Source organism: Antarcticimicrobium sp. (assembly GCF_029212575.1).
In the GTDB taxonomy this organism is placed as follows: domain Bacteria; phylum Pseudomonadota; class Alphaproteobacteria; order Rhodobacterales; family Rhodobacteraceae; genus Antarcticimicrobium.
This window is the reverse complement of record NZ_JARGPK010000010.1, coordinates 54,178-71,374: the sequence shown is the minus strand read 5'-3', so window position 1 is coordinate 71,374 and position 17,197 is coordinate 54,178. Positions and strand designations below refer to the sequence as shown.

18 protein-coding genes and 1 pseudogene are annotated in these 17,197 nt (G+C 63.7%); 10 read left to right on the top strand and 9 right to left on the bottom strand.

Features of this window, described 5'->3' with window-relative positions; genetic code table 11:
- Positions 1-1,280: P-loop NTPase fold protein (locus P1U75_RS01840; RefSeq protein WP_300239075.1), on the bottom strand; the 1,280-nt coding region annotated here is incomplete at its 3' end.
- A 442-nt stretch (positions 1,281-1,722) separates the two neighbouring features.
- On the opposite strand from P1U75_RS01840, the pseudogene P1U75_RS01835 reads away from it, so the two are divergent.
- Together P1U75_RS01835 and P1U75_RS20570 are read left to right on the top strand one after the other, a co-directional pair.
- Positions 1,723-2,385, top strand: a pseudogene (locus tag P1U75_RS01835) (transposase); the annotation flags it as partial.
- 8 nt (positions 2,386-2,393) lie between these two features.
- Complete coding sequence (locus tag P1U75_RS20570; RefSeq protein ID WP_366914931.1) at positions 2,394-3,218, top strand: AAA family ATPase; 825 nt, start codon at positions 2,394-2,396, stop codon at positions 3,216-3,218.
- A 47-nt stretch (positions 3,219-3,265) separates the two neighbouring features.
- Here the strand turns inward: P1U75_RS20570 and P1U75_RS01825 are convergent, their stop codons facing one another.
- Genes P1U75_RS01825 through P1U75_RS01810 form a run of 4 tightly spaced genes read right to left on the bottom strand, consistent with a single transcriptional unit; the run spans position 3,266 to position 6,413 of the window.
- On the bottom strand, positions 3,266-3,853 hold the full coding sequence (locus P1U75_RS01825) for a hypothetical protein (protein ID WP_300239073.1): 588 nt from the start codon (positions 3,851-3,853) through the stop codon (positions 3,266-3,268).
- Positions 3,843-4,430 carry an SCO family protein gene (locus tag P1U75_RS01820; protein ID WP_300239070.1) on the bottom strand — a complete coding sequence of 196 codons (588 nt, stop codon included), beginning with the start codon at positions 4,428-4,430 and terminating at the stop codon, positions 3,843-3,845. Before P1U75_RS01820 ends, P1U75_RS01825 begins: the two co-directional genes overlap by 11 nt.
- Positions 4,431-4,435: 5 nt before the next feature.
- Positions 4,436-5,890, bottom strand: a complete 1,455-nt coding sequence (locus tag P1U75_RS01815; RefSeq protein WP_300239068.1) for a cbb3-type cytochrome c oxidase subunit I — start codon at positions 5,888-5,890, stop codon at positions 4,436-4,438.
- Positions 5,883-6,413: a cytochrome C oxidase subunit I gene (locus P1U75_RS01810; protein WP_300239066.1), complete on the bottom strand. Its 531-nt coding sequence runs from the start codon at positions 6,411-6,413 to the stop codon at positions 5,883-5,885. The genes P1U75_RS01815 and P1U75_RS01810 overlap by 8 nt, the downstream gene beginning before the upstream one ends.
- A 402-nt stretch (positions 6,414-6,815) precedes the next feature.
- Between P1U75_RS01810 and P1U75_RS01805 the strand changes: the two genes are divergently transcribed.
- Both P1U75_RS01805 and P1U75_RS01800 read left to right on the top strand, forming a co-directional pair.
- Positions 6,816-7,748, top strand: coding sequence for a LysR family transcriptional regulator (locus P1U75_RS01805; RefSeq protein WP_300239064.1), 933 nt, complete (start codon positions 6,816-6,818; stop codon positions 7,746-7,748).
- Between the two features lie 591 nt (positions 7,749-8,339).
- Positions 8,340-9,176 (top strand): DUF3883 domain-containing protein, encoded by an 837-nt coding sequence (locus P1U75_RS01800; RefSeq protein WP_300239062.1) that lies wholly within the window; start codon positions 8,340-8,342, stop codon positions 9,174-9,176.
- Between the two features lie 3 nt (positions 9,177-9,179).
- Here P1U75_RS01800 and P1U75_RS01795 read toward each other — a convergent pair whose 3' ends face one another.
- From P1U75_RS01795 to P1U75_RS01780, 4 genes are all read right to left on the bottom strand, one after another.
- Complete coding sequence (locus P1U75_RS01795) at positions 9,180-9,563, bottom strand: hypothetical protein (protein ID WP_300239060.1); 384 nt, start codon at positions 9,561-9,563, stop codon at positions 9,180-9,182.
- Entirely contained in the window at positions 9,560-9,754 is a 195-nt protein-coding gene (locus P1U75_RS01790; RefSeq protein ID WP_300239081.1) for a hypothetical protein, read from the bottom strand. The genes P1U75_RS01795 and P1U75_RS01790 overlap by 4 nt, the downstream gene beginning before the upstream one ends.
- Positions 9,755-9,817: 63 nt before the next feature.
- Positions 9,818-11,185, bottom strand: coding sequence for an ATP-binding protein (locus tag P1U75_RS01785; RefSeq protein WP_300239058.1), 1,368 nt, complete (start codon positions 11,183-11,185; stop codon positions 9,818-9,820).
- Positions 11,182-11,841, bottom strand: a complete 660-nt coding sequence (locus P1U75_RS01780; RefSeq protein WP_300239056.1) for a response regulator transcription factor — start codon at positions 11,839-11,841, stop codon at positions 11,182-11,184. The genes P1U75_RS01785 and P1U75_RS01780 overlap by 4 nt, the downstream gene beginning before the upstream one ends.
- Positions 11,842-11,986: 145 nt before the next feature.
- Here P1U75_RS01780 and P1U75_RS01775 point away from each other — a divergent pair, with 145 nt between their 5' ends.
- The 6 genes from P1U75_RS01775 to P1U75_RS01750 all read left to right on the top strand — a co-directional run bounded on the left by P1U75_RS01775 (position 11,987) and on the right by P1U75_RS01750 (position 17,193).
- Positions 11,987-12,304: a PepSY domain-containing protein gene (locus tag P1U75_RS01775; protein WP_300239054.1), complete on the top strand. Its 318-nt coding sequence runs from the start codon at positions 11,987-11,989 to the stop codon at positions 12,302-12,304.
- On the top strand, positions 12,297-12,962 hold the full coding sequence (locus P1U75_RS01770) for a cytochrome b/b6 domain-containing protein (RefSeq protein WP_300239052.1): 666 nt from the start codon (positions 12,297-12,299) through the stop codon (positions 12,960-12,962). Before P1U75_RS01775 ends, P1U75_RS01770 begins: the two co-directional genes overlap by 8 nt.
- 168 nt (positions 12,963-13,130) lie before the next feature.
- Positions 13,131-13,511 carry a hypothetical protein gene (locus P1U75_RS01765; RefSeq protein WP_300239050.1) on the top strand — a complete coding sequence of 127 codons (381 nt, stop codon included), beginning with the start codon at positions 13,131-13,133 and terminating at the stop codon, positions 13,509-13,511.
- 31 nt (positions 13,512-13,542) lie between these two features.
- Entirely contained in the window at positions 13,543-14,013 is a 471-nt protein-coding gene (locus P1U75_RS01760) for a DUF2271 domain-containing protein (protein WP_300239048.1), read from the top strand.
- Positions 14,014-14,024: 11 nt separating this feature from the next.
- Positions 14,025-16,232, top strand: a complete 2,208-nt coding sequence (locus tag P1U75_RS01755) for a PepSY domain-containing protein (RefSeq protein WP_300239045.1) — start codon at positions 14,025-14,027, stop codon at positions 16,230-16,232.
- The gene (locus tag P1U75_RS01750; RefSeq protein WP_300239042.1) at positions 16,213-17,193 is read left to right on the top strand and encodes an FAD:protein FMN transferase; all 981 of its coding nucleotides are present in this window, start codon (positions 16,213-16,215) and stop codon (positions 17,191-17,193) included. The genes P1U75_RS01755 and P1U75_RS01750 overlap by 20 nt, the downstream gene beginning before the upstream one ends.
- Positions 17,194-17,197: the final 4 nt, after the last annotated feature.

Sequence of the window (17,197 nt, the reverse complement as noted above, 5' to 3'; positions counted from 1 at the left end):
CCGAATAGGGAAGCCGCTTCATCTGGCTGGGAAAAGTTCGATATGCCGGGAAGTACATCACTCAAGATGGACACTACAGTGTTTTGCTCAATCCCCGCAGACTCACAGGCATGTGTTAAGTCTTGCATGAACCTGTCATCGGGCCCGTCCCCAAATGCTCTATTTGATTGGTTGACGAAGTATTCCTCGCAGTATCGTCTACACCATTCATACAAATCGGGTGCCTGGATTCGAAGACATGTGGCGACCAATAGGTCTCCTGCATCGACTGTTCCTTCAAGCATCGACCAACCGAAGCTTAGCGAGTTCGCAGTGCGCGCCACATCACGGGGTGTGTTGAGAAATAAGGGCCTAGCTGCGCCCCAAAGAGCATTTCGAACGCTCTCTGTTTGCTCCTCGCTCAAATCACCAAAGACTGTTTGTAGTTGTTCCGCCAAAGCCCTTGTAAGATCGTATGGACTACATGTTGGAATATCTACCTGTAACTGAACAATTTTTTCTAGGTATGCATCACCATTAACCCCAAGTACCGATCGAACAGATTCTGCAACTTGACGCCTGTCATATGCCACCAGGAAAGTAACGTGGGGGAGGTCGAGCGTGGATCGAATAAGCCTTGACATCTCGACAACCTCAGAGGGATCAAGTCTATCAAGATCATCAATAACTATTAGAACCCGTATTTTTGCCTTTTGTAGGGCTGCCTGTGCAGCATTGCGAATCTCGTCCAACGTCGCAGGTTTCGCGGAAAAAATTCCGAAGATGCGTCCTACTCCACTTACTGCCGTCACAATAGGAGCAAGCAAAGGCGAGACCGCAATCCCGAAAGCAGCCGCTGTCGCCACCCCAACAGTTAGGCCTGCTTCAACCCCTTTGATGGCTCGCCCATACTGATCTAGCCTTCTGATTGCATTTTTGAGGTCGGGTGATCGTTTCTTTCTCGGGACGCGCTGGCGAATGCCGTCGGCGACCGCAGGCAACATACCTCGTAATAGCGCATCTCTATTTCCGATAAGCCAAGGTGAGTAGGGTAGGATCACTGCATATGCGTTGTGATCACCTTCCTGCATCTCCGTTGTTAAGGCTTCACGTGTAAGGTTGATCAGGCTTGTTTTGCCTGATCCCCAAGGGCCACAAATACCGATAGTGAAGCTATTTGCGCGATCATAGGCGGCTACTACCCGCGCGAGTCCTTCGGCGAATGGCGAAAATGCGAATCGATCTTCCTTAGCCTCAACGATGGGGGCATCCGGGTCGATTTGAATGGGCTCATTACTCAAAGAAAAAAGTTCCTATAACAAATTTCATGTAAATTGACCTCTTTCGATCTAAAGGCAGGAAGCATTTATTTTCGGTCGGCAGCGTGATTCATAAAATTTTTTTCAATCCATTGAGCCGAATCCCCTAAGCTGCAGGACGTGTTGCCCCGATCACCGAATAGTTGCATCAACGCCCCGCCGCGACAAGCAAGCTATCAACCCAATCTAGCTATATGACTACGGAGGCCCTGCAGTAGCGCGTAAGAGCTTCTGCTTCCTCAGTAGCACTGCGAATGCCGTGCCGCGCTGCCGCATGCCGGCTCCCGCTAGGATCCGACGAAGCGTAATTGGGAACTGCCTGCGGGGCTGAAGGTTCGCATTGGGCTTATTCCGTTGAAAAACTCGTGCTTGATCGAAGGGCGTCCCGCTGTTTCAATTCCCGCATTGGGCGGGAGGATTTGTGATGATGGGACCAAGGCAGGAGGCGCAGCCGTCGCTGTTCTATGGGTTCTCGCTGGAAGATCATGTCCCGCAGGATCACCTTCTTCGGTCCATCGACCGCTTCGTCGATCTGACTGACGCCCGCGCGTATCTGGCGGATTTCTACAGCCACTCGGGCCGTCCATCCGTCGACCCCGAGTTGCTGATCCGCATGCTCCTGGTCGGCTATTGCTTCGACATCCGGTCAAAGCGACGGCTCTGTGAAGAGGTGCAGCTGAATCTGGCGTATCGCTGGTTTTGCCGCCTCGATCTCAGCGACCGGGTTCCGGATCATTCGACGTTTTCGAAGAACCGCCCTCTCGTGACCTTGCTTCGCAAGGCACTGTCGGGTGAGACACGGGCGTTTTCGCGACAGCGAATTGCTGCGCCACCTGTTCGAGATGACCGTCGCACGCTGCATTGAAGAGGGCTTGGTCAGCGGCCAGCGCATGGCGATCGATGCCAGGCTGATCGAAGCGGATGCGAACCAGCAGAACTCGACGCCGAAAGAGGACTGGAACGCGGGAGAGATCAACCCTGCCGATGCGCCGTGCGCGAGTATCTCGATACCTTGGACGAGGCCGCTTTTGGCGCCGCCAGCGAGGTGCAGCCCAAGTTCACCTCGCATTCCGACCCTGCCAGCCAGTGCCTCTCGTGACCTTGCTGCGCAAGGCACTGCCGGTAACAGACCGCTGCCCGTACACGCGCAAGCACGATGTGCCATTCGAAAACCGGGGCCGAACTGTCAGCGCTATGCGTATCAAGGCGATCGGAACTATCACCGGAAATCACGGCGACGGAAAAACAGTGGACGTGGAGTGGAAGGAGCTCGATCCACCGCGGGAGTGGTTCCTTTATACCTACCGAACAACCATTGCTCGGGCCCGTTTCGAGGACGACGAAATGGCACGGCAGCTGGTAAGTTTCGCTTTCGATGGCAAAGAGCAGAACTTCGCGAGTTTCCTGTCTCACGCGTATTGGGCCGAAAAATTTGCCGAAGATGTCGAGCCCCTCACAGCCATCGAAGAGGAGGAGCAGGCCGGCCACGAAGCCGATGCAGCACCCATCGAGCAGTATGGGGTGGATGACATTATCGCCGAGGGAGGGTTCCTATCACGTAGTGCTCTAACGAACATGATTTCGCGGCTTGAAGCAAAGAAAAACCTGATACTCCAAGGTGCCCCTGGCACGGGCAAGACATGGTTGGCCAAGAGGTTGGGTAAGGCACTGATCGAGCGCCGCACACCAAATCCCGAACAACTTCGGTCTGTTCAGTTTCATCCGTCGCTGTCTTACGAGGACTTCGTGCGTGGTTACCGGCCTAGTTCGAACGGCCTTGAGCACGTCGGGCGGATTGCTGAACGTCTCGAAACCACGGAGAAAGCCAATGAAATCCAACGCAGGATGCTGGAGGCTGCGGCTCGTCGTCCTCGCGATCGCAACGAGCTTGGTGAGTGGCTGCGCGACGGTCGGTTCTGATGGTGACGAGTTCGGGGCCTGTCGCCGTCCGGCCAGCGGATGTGCAGCTACTCCGCAAGATGGCAGGCGTGCTGCCGTCGCGATCCAGGTTCCCGCATCGACCCGATCAGCGCCTGTCCGAGTAGCGCCGCCACCAGTCCTGCGGCCACGATCAGAAACCCGTTTCCTAGCTGCCGTTGGTCCGACAACAGGTAGGTGTTGCAGAGCCGGGATGGCACCGCGAGCATCAGCCAGCCCATGACCGCCAGCATCGCCGCGGCGTTGGCGATGAAAAACCCGCGCAGGATCGGACCGGCCTGTGTCCAGCCCCATCCGAGAGGAAGGCCTGCAAGCAGGGCCAGGTTTGCCGTTCTGGCCGCGTGCACGCTGTCGTCAGCGAGGCTGGCATCGATCCAGCGGGGCAGGGCCCAGAAGGCAAGTGTCAGCGTCGCCATCAGCAACGCGGGCGCGGCGGTCCAGGGCACGCCGCGACCTTGCGCGAGGCGTGCGCCAATCACTGCGCCGCCTGCGACGTTCAGGGGGTAATAACCGAGGATATGTGTCGCCAGCCGCGACTCCAGAAGCGGACCCAAGGGAGACAGGGCCAGCAGCAGTAGCAGCGCGGCGCCGCCGATGATGGCACGATCAGCGCGCATCACCGGCCAGCGCGACGCGCAGCCCTTCGGTGTCCTCGGGCTCGAATATCGCCGAAAGGCGCCCCTCGGGGTCGACAAGGTAAAGACCCGCATTGTGCACGAAGCCACCCATGGCGTCGGGGATCACGACCACGTCGGCGCGGGCCAGCAGCGCCGCCCTGTCGGCGTCGTCCTCGATGCCGGCCACCCGCCATCGCGGGGTCTGGGCGCCGTGGCGGTCGGCGAACCAGCCCAGCCGTTCGGTGTCGTCGCGCGGATCGAAGCTGATCGAGACAAGGCGCGCGTCTTCGGGCAAAGTTGCGTCAAGGCGCTCGAATGCCGTTCCCAGCGTGATACAGATGTCGGGACAGGTGGCATAGACGAATTCAAGCACCAGCGGTGCGCCGCGATAGTCCGACAGCGCGAAAGCGGCTCCCGTCTGGTCGTGGAATGTCACATCCGGCAGAAGCCGCGGCGCGGCGGCGATGTCGTTGCGCCGCGCCGCCTCCGAGGTGAGGGCACGTCCCTGATCCGTCCCCCACCAGAGCGCTGCGGCACCGATGGCCGCAACGGCAATCGTCGCAAGCGCCGCACGCATGCCACTTATCCCTTCGCGAGCATGGCAGGGGTGCGCGCCAGAAACATTGCCACGAAGACGGTTGTCAGTGTGATCACACCTGCGGCTGTGATCACGGCGATCTGATCCCAGATCTGCCATTCAGGCAAATGCTCGGCCCAGCGGCGCGGCACACTAGCCCAACCGCCAACCAGGAACATCGTGACGAAGGTGAGGCCAAAGAGCAGATAGAGGATCGCCGCCAAGTCGCCGCCGCGCGGCGTCACGTCTTCGACCCGCACCAGATGGATCATGAAGGCAAAGATCATCGGCAGAAGGCCAAGGAGCAGGTAGAAGTGGAAATGCCCCGGCACCCACAGCGTGTTGTGCATCACCGAGTTGACCGCCACGGTTGCGTCGACCACCGCCGGGATCACGCCTGCCATCCAGCCAAAGACCGAGATCAGGAGCAGCGTCGAGACAAGATCCCAGCGGATGCCCGAGCGATGCAGGATCGCCAACGCCCCCAGCCCGGTAACAACCAGCACCGGGAAGGAATTGACGTAGGAGAACACTTGACCGATCGCCATTGCCCAGACTGGCATGGCAAAGTCCATCAGCAGGTGATGGGGGAAGATGATCAGCACCATCGTGGTCGAAAGCGTCCAGCCGGCGAGAAATACCTTGGTGGTCTTCCAGGGCCGCCCGGTGATGCGCGGCAACAGCTCGTAAACCGCGATCACGCCCATGTAGATGGTGGCGTTGATGAAGGTGTGGCCGAAGAAATAGATCAGGTTCTTGGCCAGCAACGGATTGAGCTCGACCGAGGGGAAGGCGAGGTTGATCAGGCTCATGACAAGCACCGTGGCCCCCGCAATCAGCGCCAGAATGGTCACGATCGCCACCATGGTCGCAGCAACAACTGTGGGCGGCGGCACGTCTTTTGTCGATCCGCCGAACAACACATGCCAGCCAAGCCCGCGCCCGAGGCCACCATAGGTGGCAATGATCCCGCGGGCGAGTTCCAGACACCAGATCAGAAAGCCGACCCCGATCACCAGAAGCCCGCCCAGATGCAGCGCAGCGGCCCAGACCGGCCAGACCCCTTGCGAACTGGCCGGTAGCGGGTAGAGAAATGTCCAGGCCCCACCGAAACGACCCGGGAAGTCCGCCGCGAGGATCGCCACGACGCCGATCAGAAAGAGCCAGAAATTCGCCCCCATCACCCATGCGTGCAGCCGGATATGGGCCGACAGGAAATGCCACAGAACTGCCGCCCCGCCGAGTGCTGCGATGCCGACCATACCGGTGCCGTGCACGGTCATCAGCTGATAGAACAGGGCCGGGTCGGTATCGAGCCAGCCGGATTGCGCCAGCCGCATCCATAGCCCCGCCAACATCATCAAAAGCAGGACCAGACCCGTTGTTGCGAGATAGAGCACGACCCAGAGCCGGCCGCGGTCGGCCGTCTCCGCGCCTTGCGTGAATGCAGCGTCAGCCATCGGTGCTTCCTTCCGTCACCAGAATCTCGGCGATCATGTTGTGATGAACCAGCCCGCAATATTCGAGGCAGAGAATCTGGTAAGTGCCCGGCGCATCGAAGACGTGCGTCAGCCGGTTGACATAGCCGGGCATCGCCTGCGTCTGAGCGACGAGCGTGCCGTCCGCGTCATAGATACCGAAACCATGGTTCACATCGGCGCTGGTGACATGGAACTCCACCGGCGTGCCTGCGGCGACCTCGTCGCGATCAAGATCCCAGTACCACTGATAGCCGGTCGCGTTGATCACTTGCGGGGCGGCGGCCTGCGCCGTGTAGGGGGTCTCGCGGAACAGCCAGATGGTGATCGGCAGCCCGACGAGCACCAGAATCCAGAACCCGATGTTGCGGATGCGATAGGCGTTGCCCTGAACCGGCGCATATTCGCGGCCCTCATGGGCCAGGCTGCGGACCCGCAGGAACACCGCAGCCAGGAGCAGGATCGCAACAAGCGACAAAAGTGCCGAGACGGTTTGAATGCTCATGGGCTGGTCCCTTCTCTCAATCCGGTCTCGGAACGGAAAGATCCGAGCCGATTGGGGTACGCGCGGGCACCACAAAGGCGCTTTCGCGCCACTGGTGCCGCAAACCGCAAGCGATGAACGCCTCTCGATTTGACACAATTGCGGCCATTTGCGGTGTCTTGCATTGCACGCAGCATTTTCTCTTCTTCCCTGAATGGCAGAATTCTGACGTATGCACCCTGACGCAAAGCCAGCGCTGACCTCTGCGAACGTCACCTGGGCCGACAATATCCCGGCTCGACGATCCCTTTCGCCTGGCAACGCGCAATACCCCGACCCCACCGGTGCCTCTGCTCGTGAACGTAACCTGAAGCTTGTGGTGAAACATTTGAACGGGCTTGGTTATTTGTCAAACGAAGAAAAATGGTGATTGGTATCGGATATTTCGATATTATCGATTGGTCATTCGGCGTAGTGAGCCCTTGCATGGATATCGTACAAGCACAAACGTTCTTGGCGATCGTATCGACCGGCAGCTTCGTCGAGGCTGCGGCTCGTCTCAATGTCACCCAGTCAACGGTTAGTGCCCGCATCAAGGCGTTGGAGCAATTCATCGGAGCCCGTCTTTTTGTCCGCAACAAGGGCGGCACCACGCTGACCCACGCTGGCCGGCAGTTCCAGAAGCACGCCGCCCTGATCGTTCGCGCCGCCGAGCAGGCCCGCCTGGACGTCGGCACGCCACGCGACTACTGCGGCGTGCTGCGGATCGGCGGCCAGGCCGGCCTGTGGAACCGTCTGCTGCACAATTGGCTGCCGTGGATGCGCCGCAACGCTCCGGAGGTGGCCATCCGGGCCCAACTCGGCACGCCGAGAGATATGACCGACCAACTGGTCTTCGGGGCGCTCGATATCGGCGTCATGTATACGCCCCGCGGCCGCCCGGGCCTGGAGATCGAGGTGATGCTGGAGGATCGGTTGGTGCTATGCGCCACCGATACTGCCTATTCCGACGTGCGCTCGCCGGCGTATGTCTTTGTCGACTGGGGCCGGGAATTCCGGGTCGCCCACGGCGTTCGATTCCCCGATTACACCGGGGCGGCGCTCACCGTCAGCCTAGGAACGCTGGGGTTCCACCATGTTCTGGAATACGGCGGTTCGGGCTATTTCCCCGAGCGAATGGCGCGGCCCTACCTTGAAACCGGGCGGCTCTTCGTTGTCGAGGACGCGCCCAGTTTCTCGCTTCCGATCTATGTCGTTCATGCCAGCGACGCCGATCCCGCATTGCTCGGGCCGGCTCTCAGCGGCCTGCGGGCAGTCGGCCAACGGGAGGGGGGATACCGACGACCGGCTGTATGAAGCAACCCGGCGCAAACCGGTCGGGCTGATTGCCTTGCAATCGCCAAGAGGTTGGCAAAAAAAACGTGTTCCAGCGGCATGGGGCGGTTGGCAACTCGGTATGGTTGCCTATTGGAACAAGTGTTTCTATCTGCCATCGAGTTGCCCCAGGCATCTGATCCGGCTGATGGGCAAACTTAGGTGGTTAAAAATCAATGACTTAAACTGGAGAAGGTTCGATGTCAGTCGCATTCCCTCCGCCACTTGCACCTTGCAAACCCGAAAACAGGTCCCTCGCGGGGCCTTTTTCTTTATGTGCCAAAGGGGTTTGCAGGGACCATCCGCCCTTCGGAGACTGGCTGACTGCGCGAGATCGGTCTCCGAACGCCCACCGTCTCTTTCCACCCGCCCCTCGCTCTCGGCGAGACGGGTTCAAAACCCCCATAGATTTCAACGAACTGACCGGAGCGCGTTGCGCCCGTGTTTCGCTGGTTCCGGCTTGTTTCGATGGAGACGGAGCGACGACACGGGCGGCGTGGTCGTTGGTATGTCTTGGGAGTTTTGCGCGAAGTCTCTGATGACAAACGCAGTTTCGGCCCCTAGCCTGGCGCAATGCCAAACGGGCCTTGGACAGATCAAGAGAACGACTTGATCGTCGCGGATTACTTCGCGATGCTGGCCGACGACGTCTCTTGTCGCCCCTACAACAAGGCCGAGCACCGGCGCGGGCTTCTGCCGCTATTAAACGATAGGTCCGAGGGATCGGTCGAGTTCAAGCACCAGAACATCAGCGCCGTGCTGAAGGGGCTGGGTGAGGACTGGATCCCGGGTTACAAGCCGGCTTTCAATTTCCAGATGACACTGGTGGATGCCGTGGCGCGTTGGCTGGCGCTGAACCCGGCCTGGCTCGGTCGCCATTCGCGTACAGGAGCGCCGACTGGCCTGGCAGAGGCGCGGCCGATCTGGATCGGACCGCCGCCCACGCTGTCGAACCAGCCGCCTCCGCAGGAGCTGGAGCAGATGCTGCACATCGCCCGCAAGTTCGATGTCGCGGCGCGAGACGAGCGAAACCGCGCCCTCGGCCGTGCCGGTGAGGAGCGCGTCCTGGCGCACGAACGTGCAGCCCTGAAATCAGCGGGCCGCGACGACCTTGCGCGGAATGTCCGGTGGGTGTCGGAGGAGGATGGCGACGGAGCCGGCTACGATATCGCCAGCTTCGCGCCGGATGGCCGTCCGCGCCTGATCGAGGTGAAGACGACGAATGGCTGGGAACGCACCCCTTTCCACATCACCCGCAACGAGCTGGCCGTGGCCGAGGAGCGGCGCTCGGAATGGTCCCTGTTCCGCCTATGGAACTTCGCACGCGAGCCGAAGGCGTTCGAGCTGCATCCGCCGCTGGACACGCATGTCTCGCTGACCGCGACGTCCTTTCAGGCGAGTTTTCATTGAGGGTCAGCGAAACGCCCGCTCAGCCTGCTCCTGCCACGTCTCCCCGGCCTGAAAACACAGGTCGTAAAGACTGACCGCCGACGCCTCGCGGCCGCAGGTCAGGCGCTTCAGCACCTCCGGCGCCAGATAGGCGAGGCGCAGCTGGCGGCTGAGGTTTCGCTCGGCCAGACCGACGGCCTCGGCCAGTTCCTGGATCGTGGCGAACTCGCCTGCTTCCATGCGCCGCCGCCAGCCCCATGCCCGGCCGATGGCGCGCAAGATGTGCGGGTCCTGCGTCTGATCCTCGCTCGGGCTGTAATCTGCGGGCGGCATGATCTTGGGCCGCCCATTCTTCTTGCGCAGCTTCAGGGGGATCAGCACGCGGATCGTTTCGTTGTCTCGGGTCATTCGGCGGCCTCCATGTCGCGCGGGGCGATCATTTCGCGGATGACGCCCGCGACGCCTTCGCGGCGGATGTCGAGCTCAAGCCCGGCGGCGGTGACGGTGATCCGCGTTGCTTCAGTGCGGTGTTGTACAAAGCCCAGTTCGCGGTCTTGTACTTCGTTGGCGCCCAGCTGTTCATGGCCTCCAGCTATCACGCTGGATTCACGAGATGAATCCCCTCAACCGATTTGCGCAACAAAGCCTTTTTCAGCCAGTTGTCACGTCTTGCGCACAGTGCCTTGCGTGAGGGTATCCGGGAGGTCTGTGGGCATCTGGATTGATGCCTGGAAACCGGACAAACCACCCGGGCGCGGCGACTCCAGGATCAACGGGCTACCGATCCGGGCCGCCATGGCGGCGACGATGGCGAGGCCGAGCCCGCTGCCGTCGGTGCTTGCGTTCGCACGCTCGAAGCGCGCCGTCAGGCGGTTAAGGGTTTCACGCGGCAGGACGGGACCGTCGTTCGCCACGATCAGTTGCCCATCTCCCGTCAGGGTCACGTCGATCGGAGCATCCTCCGCCCCGTGGCGCAGGGCGTTCTCCACGAGGTTCCGGCACAGGATTCCGAAGGCATCGGGGTCGATGTCCGACATGACAGCCGCGCCCGGCAGTGAAAGCGAGATGCGACCCGGCGCGCCCCCGCGGCCGAGATCGTCCACGACGACACGCGCGACGGCCCTCAGGTCCGCGCTTCGGTCCATCCGCAGTCGCCCGCCTTCCGCCCGCGCAAGCTGCATGAGGCGTTCGGAAAGCCGGGTCAGCCGCTTGAGCGTGGTCTCGATCTCGGCGGCCCGCGCTCCTGTGACCGGGTCCTGGGTTTCCGACCGAAGCCGCTGCGCCTGCGCGATCGCGCCTGCGAGTGGCGTCCGAAGCTCATGCGCAGCGTTCGCAGCAAAACTGCGCTCGGCCTCGAAGGCGTCGCGCAACCTGGCCAGAAGGCCGTTCAGTGTTGCGGCCAAGGGGGCGATCTCCGTCGGCAGGTCACCCGCGGGTACCTCTGACAGATCGCGGGCGCCGCGCGCCTCGAGCCGCGTGCGGAACCTGCGCAGTGGCTCGAGGCTGAAGCGGACGGCCAGGATGATGGCCAGAAGTGCTACGGGCAGCACGACCAGCAGCGGCAGGCCGAGGCCCATCTGGATTTCCCGGGCGACCGATGCGCGATGGACCAACGGCTCGGCCACGGTGATACGGACCGTCCCCCGAAGCGCCGCGTCGCTATAGAGCCGGTGGGTCGCGGTCTGCCGAAACCCCGGCTCGTCATAGGGCGGGAACACGGCAGGATCGGCCGCGTGGGATTGCAGCAGGATCCGCCCCTCGGCATCGCGGACGAGATAGGTGAAGAACTCGTCGTGCTCCCGGATCGGGGCGAGCCGCTGCGTTCCCCCCTGATCTTCCCGGCCGACGATGTCGGTCACGGCCAGCGGCAGGATGCGCTCCGCGGTCTCGCGCAGGGCGCTGTCGAAGACCTCGTCCAGCTCGCCCCGAACGATCATCGCCGTGACCGTCGCGGCCATGAGCCACAGGATCGTCAGCACGAGGCCCAGCGACAGCCCGAGCCGCGCCTGAAGGCTGCGCGGAAACCTCATGGCTTGCCCAGCCGATAGCCCATGCCGCGTTCGGTCTCGATGACCGCGCTGCCAAGCTTCTTGCGCAACCGGCTGACATGGACTTCGATGGTGTTGCTCTCCACCTCGGCGTCGAAGGCATAGAGCTTGTCCTCCAGCTGCGCCTTGGACAAAAGCTGCCCCGGGCGGGAGAGGAAAGCCTCGAACAGGGCCCATTCCCGCGCCGTCAGTTGCACCGGCTTGCCGGCGCGGTGGATGCTGCGCGCCGCGAGGTCGATCTCCAGCGGCCCATGGGCGATGATCGGGTTGGGGTTGCCGGTGTAACGCCGCGCGACCGAGCCGATCCGGGCCGAAAGCTCGGCCAGGTCGAAGGGCTTCACGAGATAGTCATCGGCGCCCGCGTTCAGCCCCTCGATCCGGTCCGACACCTGGTCGAGCGCGGTCAGGATGATGACCGGCGTCACGCCACCCCGCGCGCGCAAACTCTTCAGAAACCCGATGCCGCGCCCGTCCGGGAGCATGAGGTCCAGGAGGATCAGGTCGTAGGACGTCGCCTTCACGGCGTCGCCGGCGGTATCAAGGCGCATCACCCAATCCACCGACTGCCCATCGGCCATGATCTGGTCGCGCACCGCTGCGCCCAACACCGTGTCGTCCTCGATCAGCAGGATACGCATTGTCGTCCTCGTCCTTTCCCGATGACCCTCCATGATCCGTCTGGCTGACACGAAGCTGAAGCGGCTGGGCCAGGCCTCTTCAGGCTGCCGTCAGCTTCGCCGTGCATGAATTGCATCAAGATGGCCGCAACGAGGAGTTTGGCCCATGAAGAAGACATTGACAATTCTCGGCTTTCTCGCGGTCTTTCCGGCCGGGATGGCATCGGCCGACGACGATTGTTTCGTCCCGATGTCGGATTGGCACCCAAGGGATGCCGTTGCGCGTCTTGCCGGAGAGAACGGCTGGACCGTGCGGCGGATCAAGATCGACGACGGCTGTTACGAAATCAACGGGCGGGATGCCGAAGGGCGCCCCATCGAGGTCACTGTGCATCCCTCCACGCTCGAGGTGATCGAAATCGAATACGAGGACGATGCCGATGATCGTCCGCGCCAGGATCGCAAAGGAGGCCGCGATGACTGACACTGTTCCTCATGATGCAGCCAAGACCAACAGCGGGAGGTCCGGAACCATCCGGGTCTGGGATCCGCTGGTGCGGGTGTTCCACTGGGGGCTCGCCGCCACGGTCGCGCTCGCCTGGGTCACGGCGGAGGAACTGCAACCGGTGCACGAGGTCGCGGGCTACACCGTGGCCGGTCTCGTGGCATTCCGGCTGATCTGGGGCCTTGTCGGCAGCCGGTATGCGCGCTTTTCCCGGTTCATCAAGGGCCCCCGCGACACGCTCTCCTATCTCGGCGACATGAGGCGCGGACGCGAGCGGCGCTACCTCGGTCACAACCCGGCCGGCGCCGCCATGATCGTGGCGCTGCTTGTCGCTCTCTCGGGCACCGCCTTTACCGGCTGGCTCATGGAGGAACCGGACCGCTTGGCGCTGCTGCCCGAGATGCCGCAGATCGTGGCGCCCGCCTGGGCCGATGACGACGGAGACCACGGCGAATACGGCGAACGCGGCGAGGGGGCGCTGGGGGAGGTGCACGAAACCTTTGCCAACCTGATGCTGTTCCTGATCGCGCTGCATGTGGGCGGCGTTGTGCTCGCCTCGGTCCGGCATCGCGAGAATCTGGCCCGCGCCATGGTCACCGGCGACAAGCGCGCGCCCGGTCCCGATGACATCGCTTGAACCCGTTCCTCCGGCCGAACCGTCCCTTCGGCCCACCTGGCCCCGCCATTCCCTGGCGGGGCCTTTTTCCTTCCTGACGGCAAGCTGAAGCGGGAATCGCTCCCTTGTCAGGAACCCCTCAGGTCCAGCGACCAGATTGGCCTCAGCAGACGAAAAGGAGACCCTGCCTTGAAAAAGACCCTTGCAGTTCTTGTTGCCTCCACGGCCTTGACCGCCGCCATCGGCGTGCCCGCCTGGAGCGCGATGCGCGCCTCTACCGGTGACAGTTCCCGGGCCTTTTCCGCGCTTTTCGATGACGGCACGCAGGCGCTGCCCCTGGTCCGGGTGAGTGATGATGATGACCACCACGGAAAGCACCGGAAATGGTGGCGCCTGTTCGGCGACGATGACGATGATGACGACGACCACGATGATGATGACGACGACGATGATGACGACGATGACCGTCGCCGCGGCGGCGCCCGGAACCCCGCCCCCGCCGGAACCGTCGCGCCGCCGCAGAACGGCCTCTTCGGGAACGGCGCCGCGCCGAAGGTCAAGGTGAACTGAGCCTCCCCCTCTTCGAACAAGGATCCAACCAATGAAATCGCTTCTCGCAACGCTCGCTCTCACCACCGCGCTGACCGTACCGGGCTACGCCATGGCGCGCCCGGTCACGCTGACCACGACGCTCAACAATTACGGCGGTGACGGTGCCTACCTCGCGCTTTACGTGACCGACACTTCGGGCGCCTATTTGGGCAGCCTCTGGATGGCCGGCGGCAAGTCGAAATACTACAAGCACCTGACCGACTGGTACCGCGCCACCGGCGGCGACACGGGCCAGGTGAACGGCATCACTGGCGCCAGCGTCGGCGCGGGCCGCACGCTCGAGATCACGCTCGACCTGGCCGACGCGCTCTTCGATGCCGGCTACACCCTCCATATCGACGCGGCCGTCGAGGACATGCGCGACAGCCCGAACGAGGTGGCAGTGCCGCTGACGACGACGGGCGCGGGGACGCCGGTGCAGGGCCGCCGCTACATCGCCAACTTCGCCTACGACATGTGAGGAGCGGGGCCATGATCCGTGCACTCCATCGTTGGCCGGGTCTGCTGGCCCTCGCGTTCGTCACCATCCTCGCGCTCAGCGGCGCGGCGTTGTCGGTCTTTCCCGCGGTCGAGCGCATCGCCGCGCCGCAGGCGGAGACCGGGCTCGAGGTCGCCGCCCTCGCGGACCGCATCCTGGCGGTCTATCCCGGCGTCGAACAGATCCGCCGCGCGCCTTCGGGCCGGATAACGGCCTACTGGTTCGACCAGGGCGCGCCGGGCGCCGCCGTGATCGATCCGGCAACGGGTGAGGGCGTGGCCTCCGCCGACCCGAACCAGGTCGAACGCTGGCTCACCAACCTGCACCGCTCGCTGTTCTTCGGTGACTCCGGGCGCATCGCCATGGCTGCCGGAGCGGCGGCTATGCTGATCCTATCGCTCTCGGGCGCGGCGTTGGTCGCGCGGCGGGCGGGCGGTTGGCGGTTCTGGTTCGCGCCTCCGCGCGGTCCGCTCGCCGGTCGTCTTCACGTCGAGATCGCTCGCATTGCCGTGATAGGCCTTGCGCTCTCGTCCATCACGGCTTTGTGGATGACGGCGTCCACCTTTGATCTGCTTCCCGACGGCGGCGCCACATCAGCCTTCCCCGCCGAGGTAAGCGGTGAAACCGGATTCGCTCCCGACCAGATGCCAACCCTCAGGCAGACGCCCGTCGCCGAGCTGCGCGAGTTGAGTTTTCCCTATCCCGGCGATGCGACGGACACCTTCACGCTTAAGACTGACCTGGGAACCGGATATCTCGACCAGGGCACAGGCGCGCTGCTGGCCTGGACCGATCTGACCGGGTGGGAGCGCGTCTCGGAAACCATCTACATGCTGCACACCGGACAGGGGGCGGCGACGCTTGGCCTCGTGCTGGGGCTCATGGCCCTCGGCGTGCCGGCAATGGGCGCAACCGGCGTGCTGGTCTGGCTCGCCGGGCGGCGCGGGCGGCCCCGCATCCGCGGCAACCATCCCGCTGCGCGCGCCCAGACGATCCTGCTCGTCGGCAGCGAGGGCGGCAGCACCTGGGGTTTCGCCGCGACGCTCCACGCCGCGCTCACAGAAGCCGGGCAGAGCGTCCATGTCGGCGCGATGTCGGGATTCGCCCCGGAACGCTACACAAGGGCCGAGCGGATCATCGTGCTCGCCGCGACCTATGGCGACGGTGCGGCGCCGGCTTCGGCAAAGGGGGGCCTAGACCGGCTCAGCGCTATCGGCCGCGCGCCTGACATTCCTCTTGCCGTGCTCGGCTTCGGCGACCGCAGCTTTCCGGCCTATTGCGCCTTCGCCAAGGCCATCGCGGCGTCGGCAAAAGCGAAGGGCTGGCCCGAACTGATGGCGCTCGACACCATCGACCGCCAGTCGCCGCAGGACTTCGCCCGCTGGGGCCGTGCACTCGGCAAGGCGCTCGGAACCCCCCTGGACTTGTCGCACCAGCCCGTGCTGCCCACGACAGAGACGCTGACCCTCGTCTCGCGCCGGGACTACGGCGCCGAGGTGCAGGCCCCGACCGCGATCCTGCGCTTCGCCCTGCCGCGCGTTTCGCTCTGGCAGCGGCTGACCGGTTCCGGGTTCGCCCGATTCACGGCAGGCGACCTCGTCGGCGTCGTTCCGGTCGGAAGCGCCGTCCCGCGCCTCTATTCACTCGCCTCCGCGCGCCGCGACGGGTTCATCGAGATCGTCGTGAAAAAGCATGCCGGCGGCCTCTGTTCGGGCCAGCTCACGGCGCTGAAGCCGGGCGAAACGGTGACCGCCTTTCTCCGCCGCAACCCCGGCTTCCGCCCGGGCCCGAGCCGCGCGCCGCTGATCCTGATCGGCGCGGGGACCGGCATCGGACCGCTCGCGGGCTTTGTCCGCGGCAACGGGCACGGCAGGCCGATCCACCTGTTCTTCGGCATGCGCCATCCCGACAGCGATTTCTTCTACGGCGAGGACTTTGCGGCCTGGCAGGACGAGGGGCGTCTGACCCGCCTGGTCACGGCCGTCTCGCGCGGGGCGCGGCCCCACTACGTGCAGGACGCGCTGCGGGGTGAGGCCACTCAGGTCGCGGACCTCGTCCGCAATGGCGCTCGCGTGATGGTCTGCGGTGGACGGGACATGGCTGCGGGCGTGTCCGATGCGCTGGCCGAGATCCTCGCGCCGGCCGGGCTCACGCCAGTGGTCCTGAAGGCGGAGGGGCGGTATGTTGAAGATGTCTACTGAGCGCGCGCGCGTCGCATTGAACGGCCCGACGATGGGCACGCGTTGGTCGGCTCTGTTCTACGCCGAGCCGGGCATCGACCCCGACCCGATCTGCGTGGCGCTGCAAGCGGCCGTGGACGAAGTGGACGGACAGATGTCGATCTGGAAGCCCGACAGCGATCTGATGCGGCTCAACGCAGCGCCTGCGGGCGATTGGGTGGCGGTGCCCTCGCGCCTTGGGCACGTCCTGCGCCTTGGCCGAGAGATCGGGCGCGCCTCGGGCGGGGCCTTCGACACAGGCATGGGGGATGCGGTGATGGCTTGGGGTTTCGGGCCGGAGGCCGCCGCGCCCGATGGGATCCGTGCAGCGATGGCAGCCCCACGTCGCCCGGCGCATGAGGTTCTGGAGTTCGACGGCGATCACATGCGCAAGGCCGCGCCCATCGCGCTGGACCTGAACGGCATCGCGAAGGGCTATGGCGTGGACCGGCTGGCCGAGACACTCCGCGATCACGGAATCGACAACGCCCTTGTCGGAATCGATGGGGAAATGCGCGCGACAGGCCTCCGGCCGGACGGCACGGCGTGGACCATCGCGGTGGAAGCGCCGGACACGGAGCGCCGGACTTCCCATTCGATTCTCGCGCTGCAGGACGCCGCCGTGGCGACGTCGGGCGACTACCGCCACTGGGTCGAGGTGCAGGGACGACGCCTGTCGCACACCATGGATCCGAGGCGTGGCGCGCCGCTGATAGCGCCGCCTGCCTCTGTCACCGTCGTTGCCGGCAGCTGTGCCGAAGCCGACGCCTGGGCGACGGCGCTGATGGTGCTTGGCCCGGAGAGGGGCGCGGCACTCGCAAGGGAACAAGGGCTCGACGCCCTATTCCTCCTGCGCGAAAATGGCGGAAGCGCGAGGGGCGTGGGAGTCGGATCACTTTTTTCCGAAAAGCCAGCTGCGATGACCCCAGCTGAGGGGAGATAAGCGG

Bases quoted from the DNA above. Each gene is read 5' to 3' on its own strand.
- P1U75_RS01785 (WP_300239058.1), bottom strand. From the start codon at position 11,185: ATGAGGTTTCCGCGCAGCCTTCAGGCGCGGCTCGGGCTGTCGCTGGGC.
- P1U75_RS01820 (WP_300239070.1), bottom strand. From the start codon at position 4,430: ATGCGTGCGGCGCTTGCGACGATTGCCGTTGCGGCCATCGGTGCCGCA.
- P1U75_RS01780 (WP_300239056.1), bottom strand. From the start codon at position 11,841: ATGCGTATCCTGCTGATCGAGGACGACACGGTGTTGGGCGCAGCGGTG.
- P1U75_RS01805 (WP_300239064.1), top strand. From the start codon at position 6,816: ATGGTGATTGGTATCGGATATTTCGATATTATCGATTGGTCATTCGGC.
- P1U75_RS01815 (WP_300239068.1), bottom strand. From the start codon at position 5,890: ATGGCTGACGCTGCATTCACGCAAGGCGCGGAGACGGCCGACCGCGGC.
- P1U75_RS01795 (WP_300239060.1), bottom strand. From the start codon at position 9,563: ATGACCCGAGACAACGAAACGATCCGCGTGCTGATCCCCCTGAAGCTG.
- P1U75_RS01770 (WP_300239052.1), top strand. From the start codon at position 12,297: ATGACTGACACTGTTCCTCATGATGCAGCCAAGACCAACAGCGGGAGG.
- P1U75_RS01810 (WP_300239066.1), bottom strand. From the start codon at position 6,413: ATGAGCATTCAAACCGTCTCGGCACTTTTGTCGCTTGTTGCGATCCTG.
- P1U75_RS01760 (WP_300239048.1), top strand. From the start codon at position 13,543: ATGAAATCGCTTCTCGCAACGCTCGCTCTCACCACCGCGCTGACCGTA.
- P1U75_RS01755 (WP_300239045.1), top strand. From the start codon at position 14,025: ATGATCCGTGCACTCCATCGTTGGCCGGGTCTGCTGGCCCTCGCGTTC.
- P1U75_RS01775 (WP_300239054.1), top strand. From the start codon at position 11,987: ATGAAGAAGACATTGACAATTCTCGGCTTTCTCGCGGTCTTTCCGGCC.
- P1U75_RS01800 (WP_300239062.1), top strand. From the start codon at position 8,340: ATGCCAAACGGGCCTTGGACAGATCAAGAGAACGACTTGATCGTCGCG.
- P1U75_RS01750 (WP_300239042.1), top strand. From the start codon at position 16,213: ATGTTGAAGATGTCTACTGAGCGCGCGCGCGTCGCATTGAACGGCCCG.
- P1U75_RS01825 (WP_300239073.1), bottom strand. From the start codon at position 3,853: ATGCGCGCTGATCGTGCCATCATCGGCGGCGCCGCGCTGCTACTGCTG.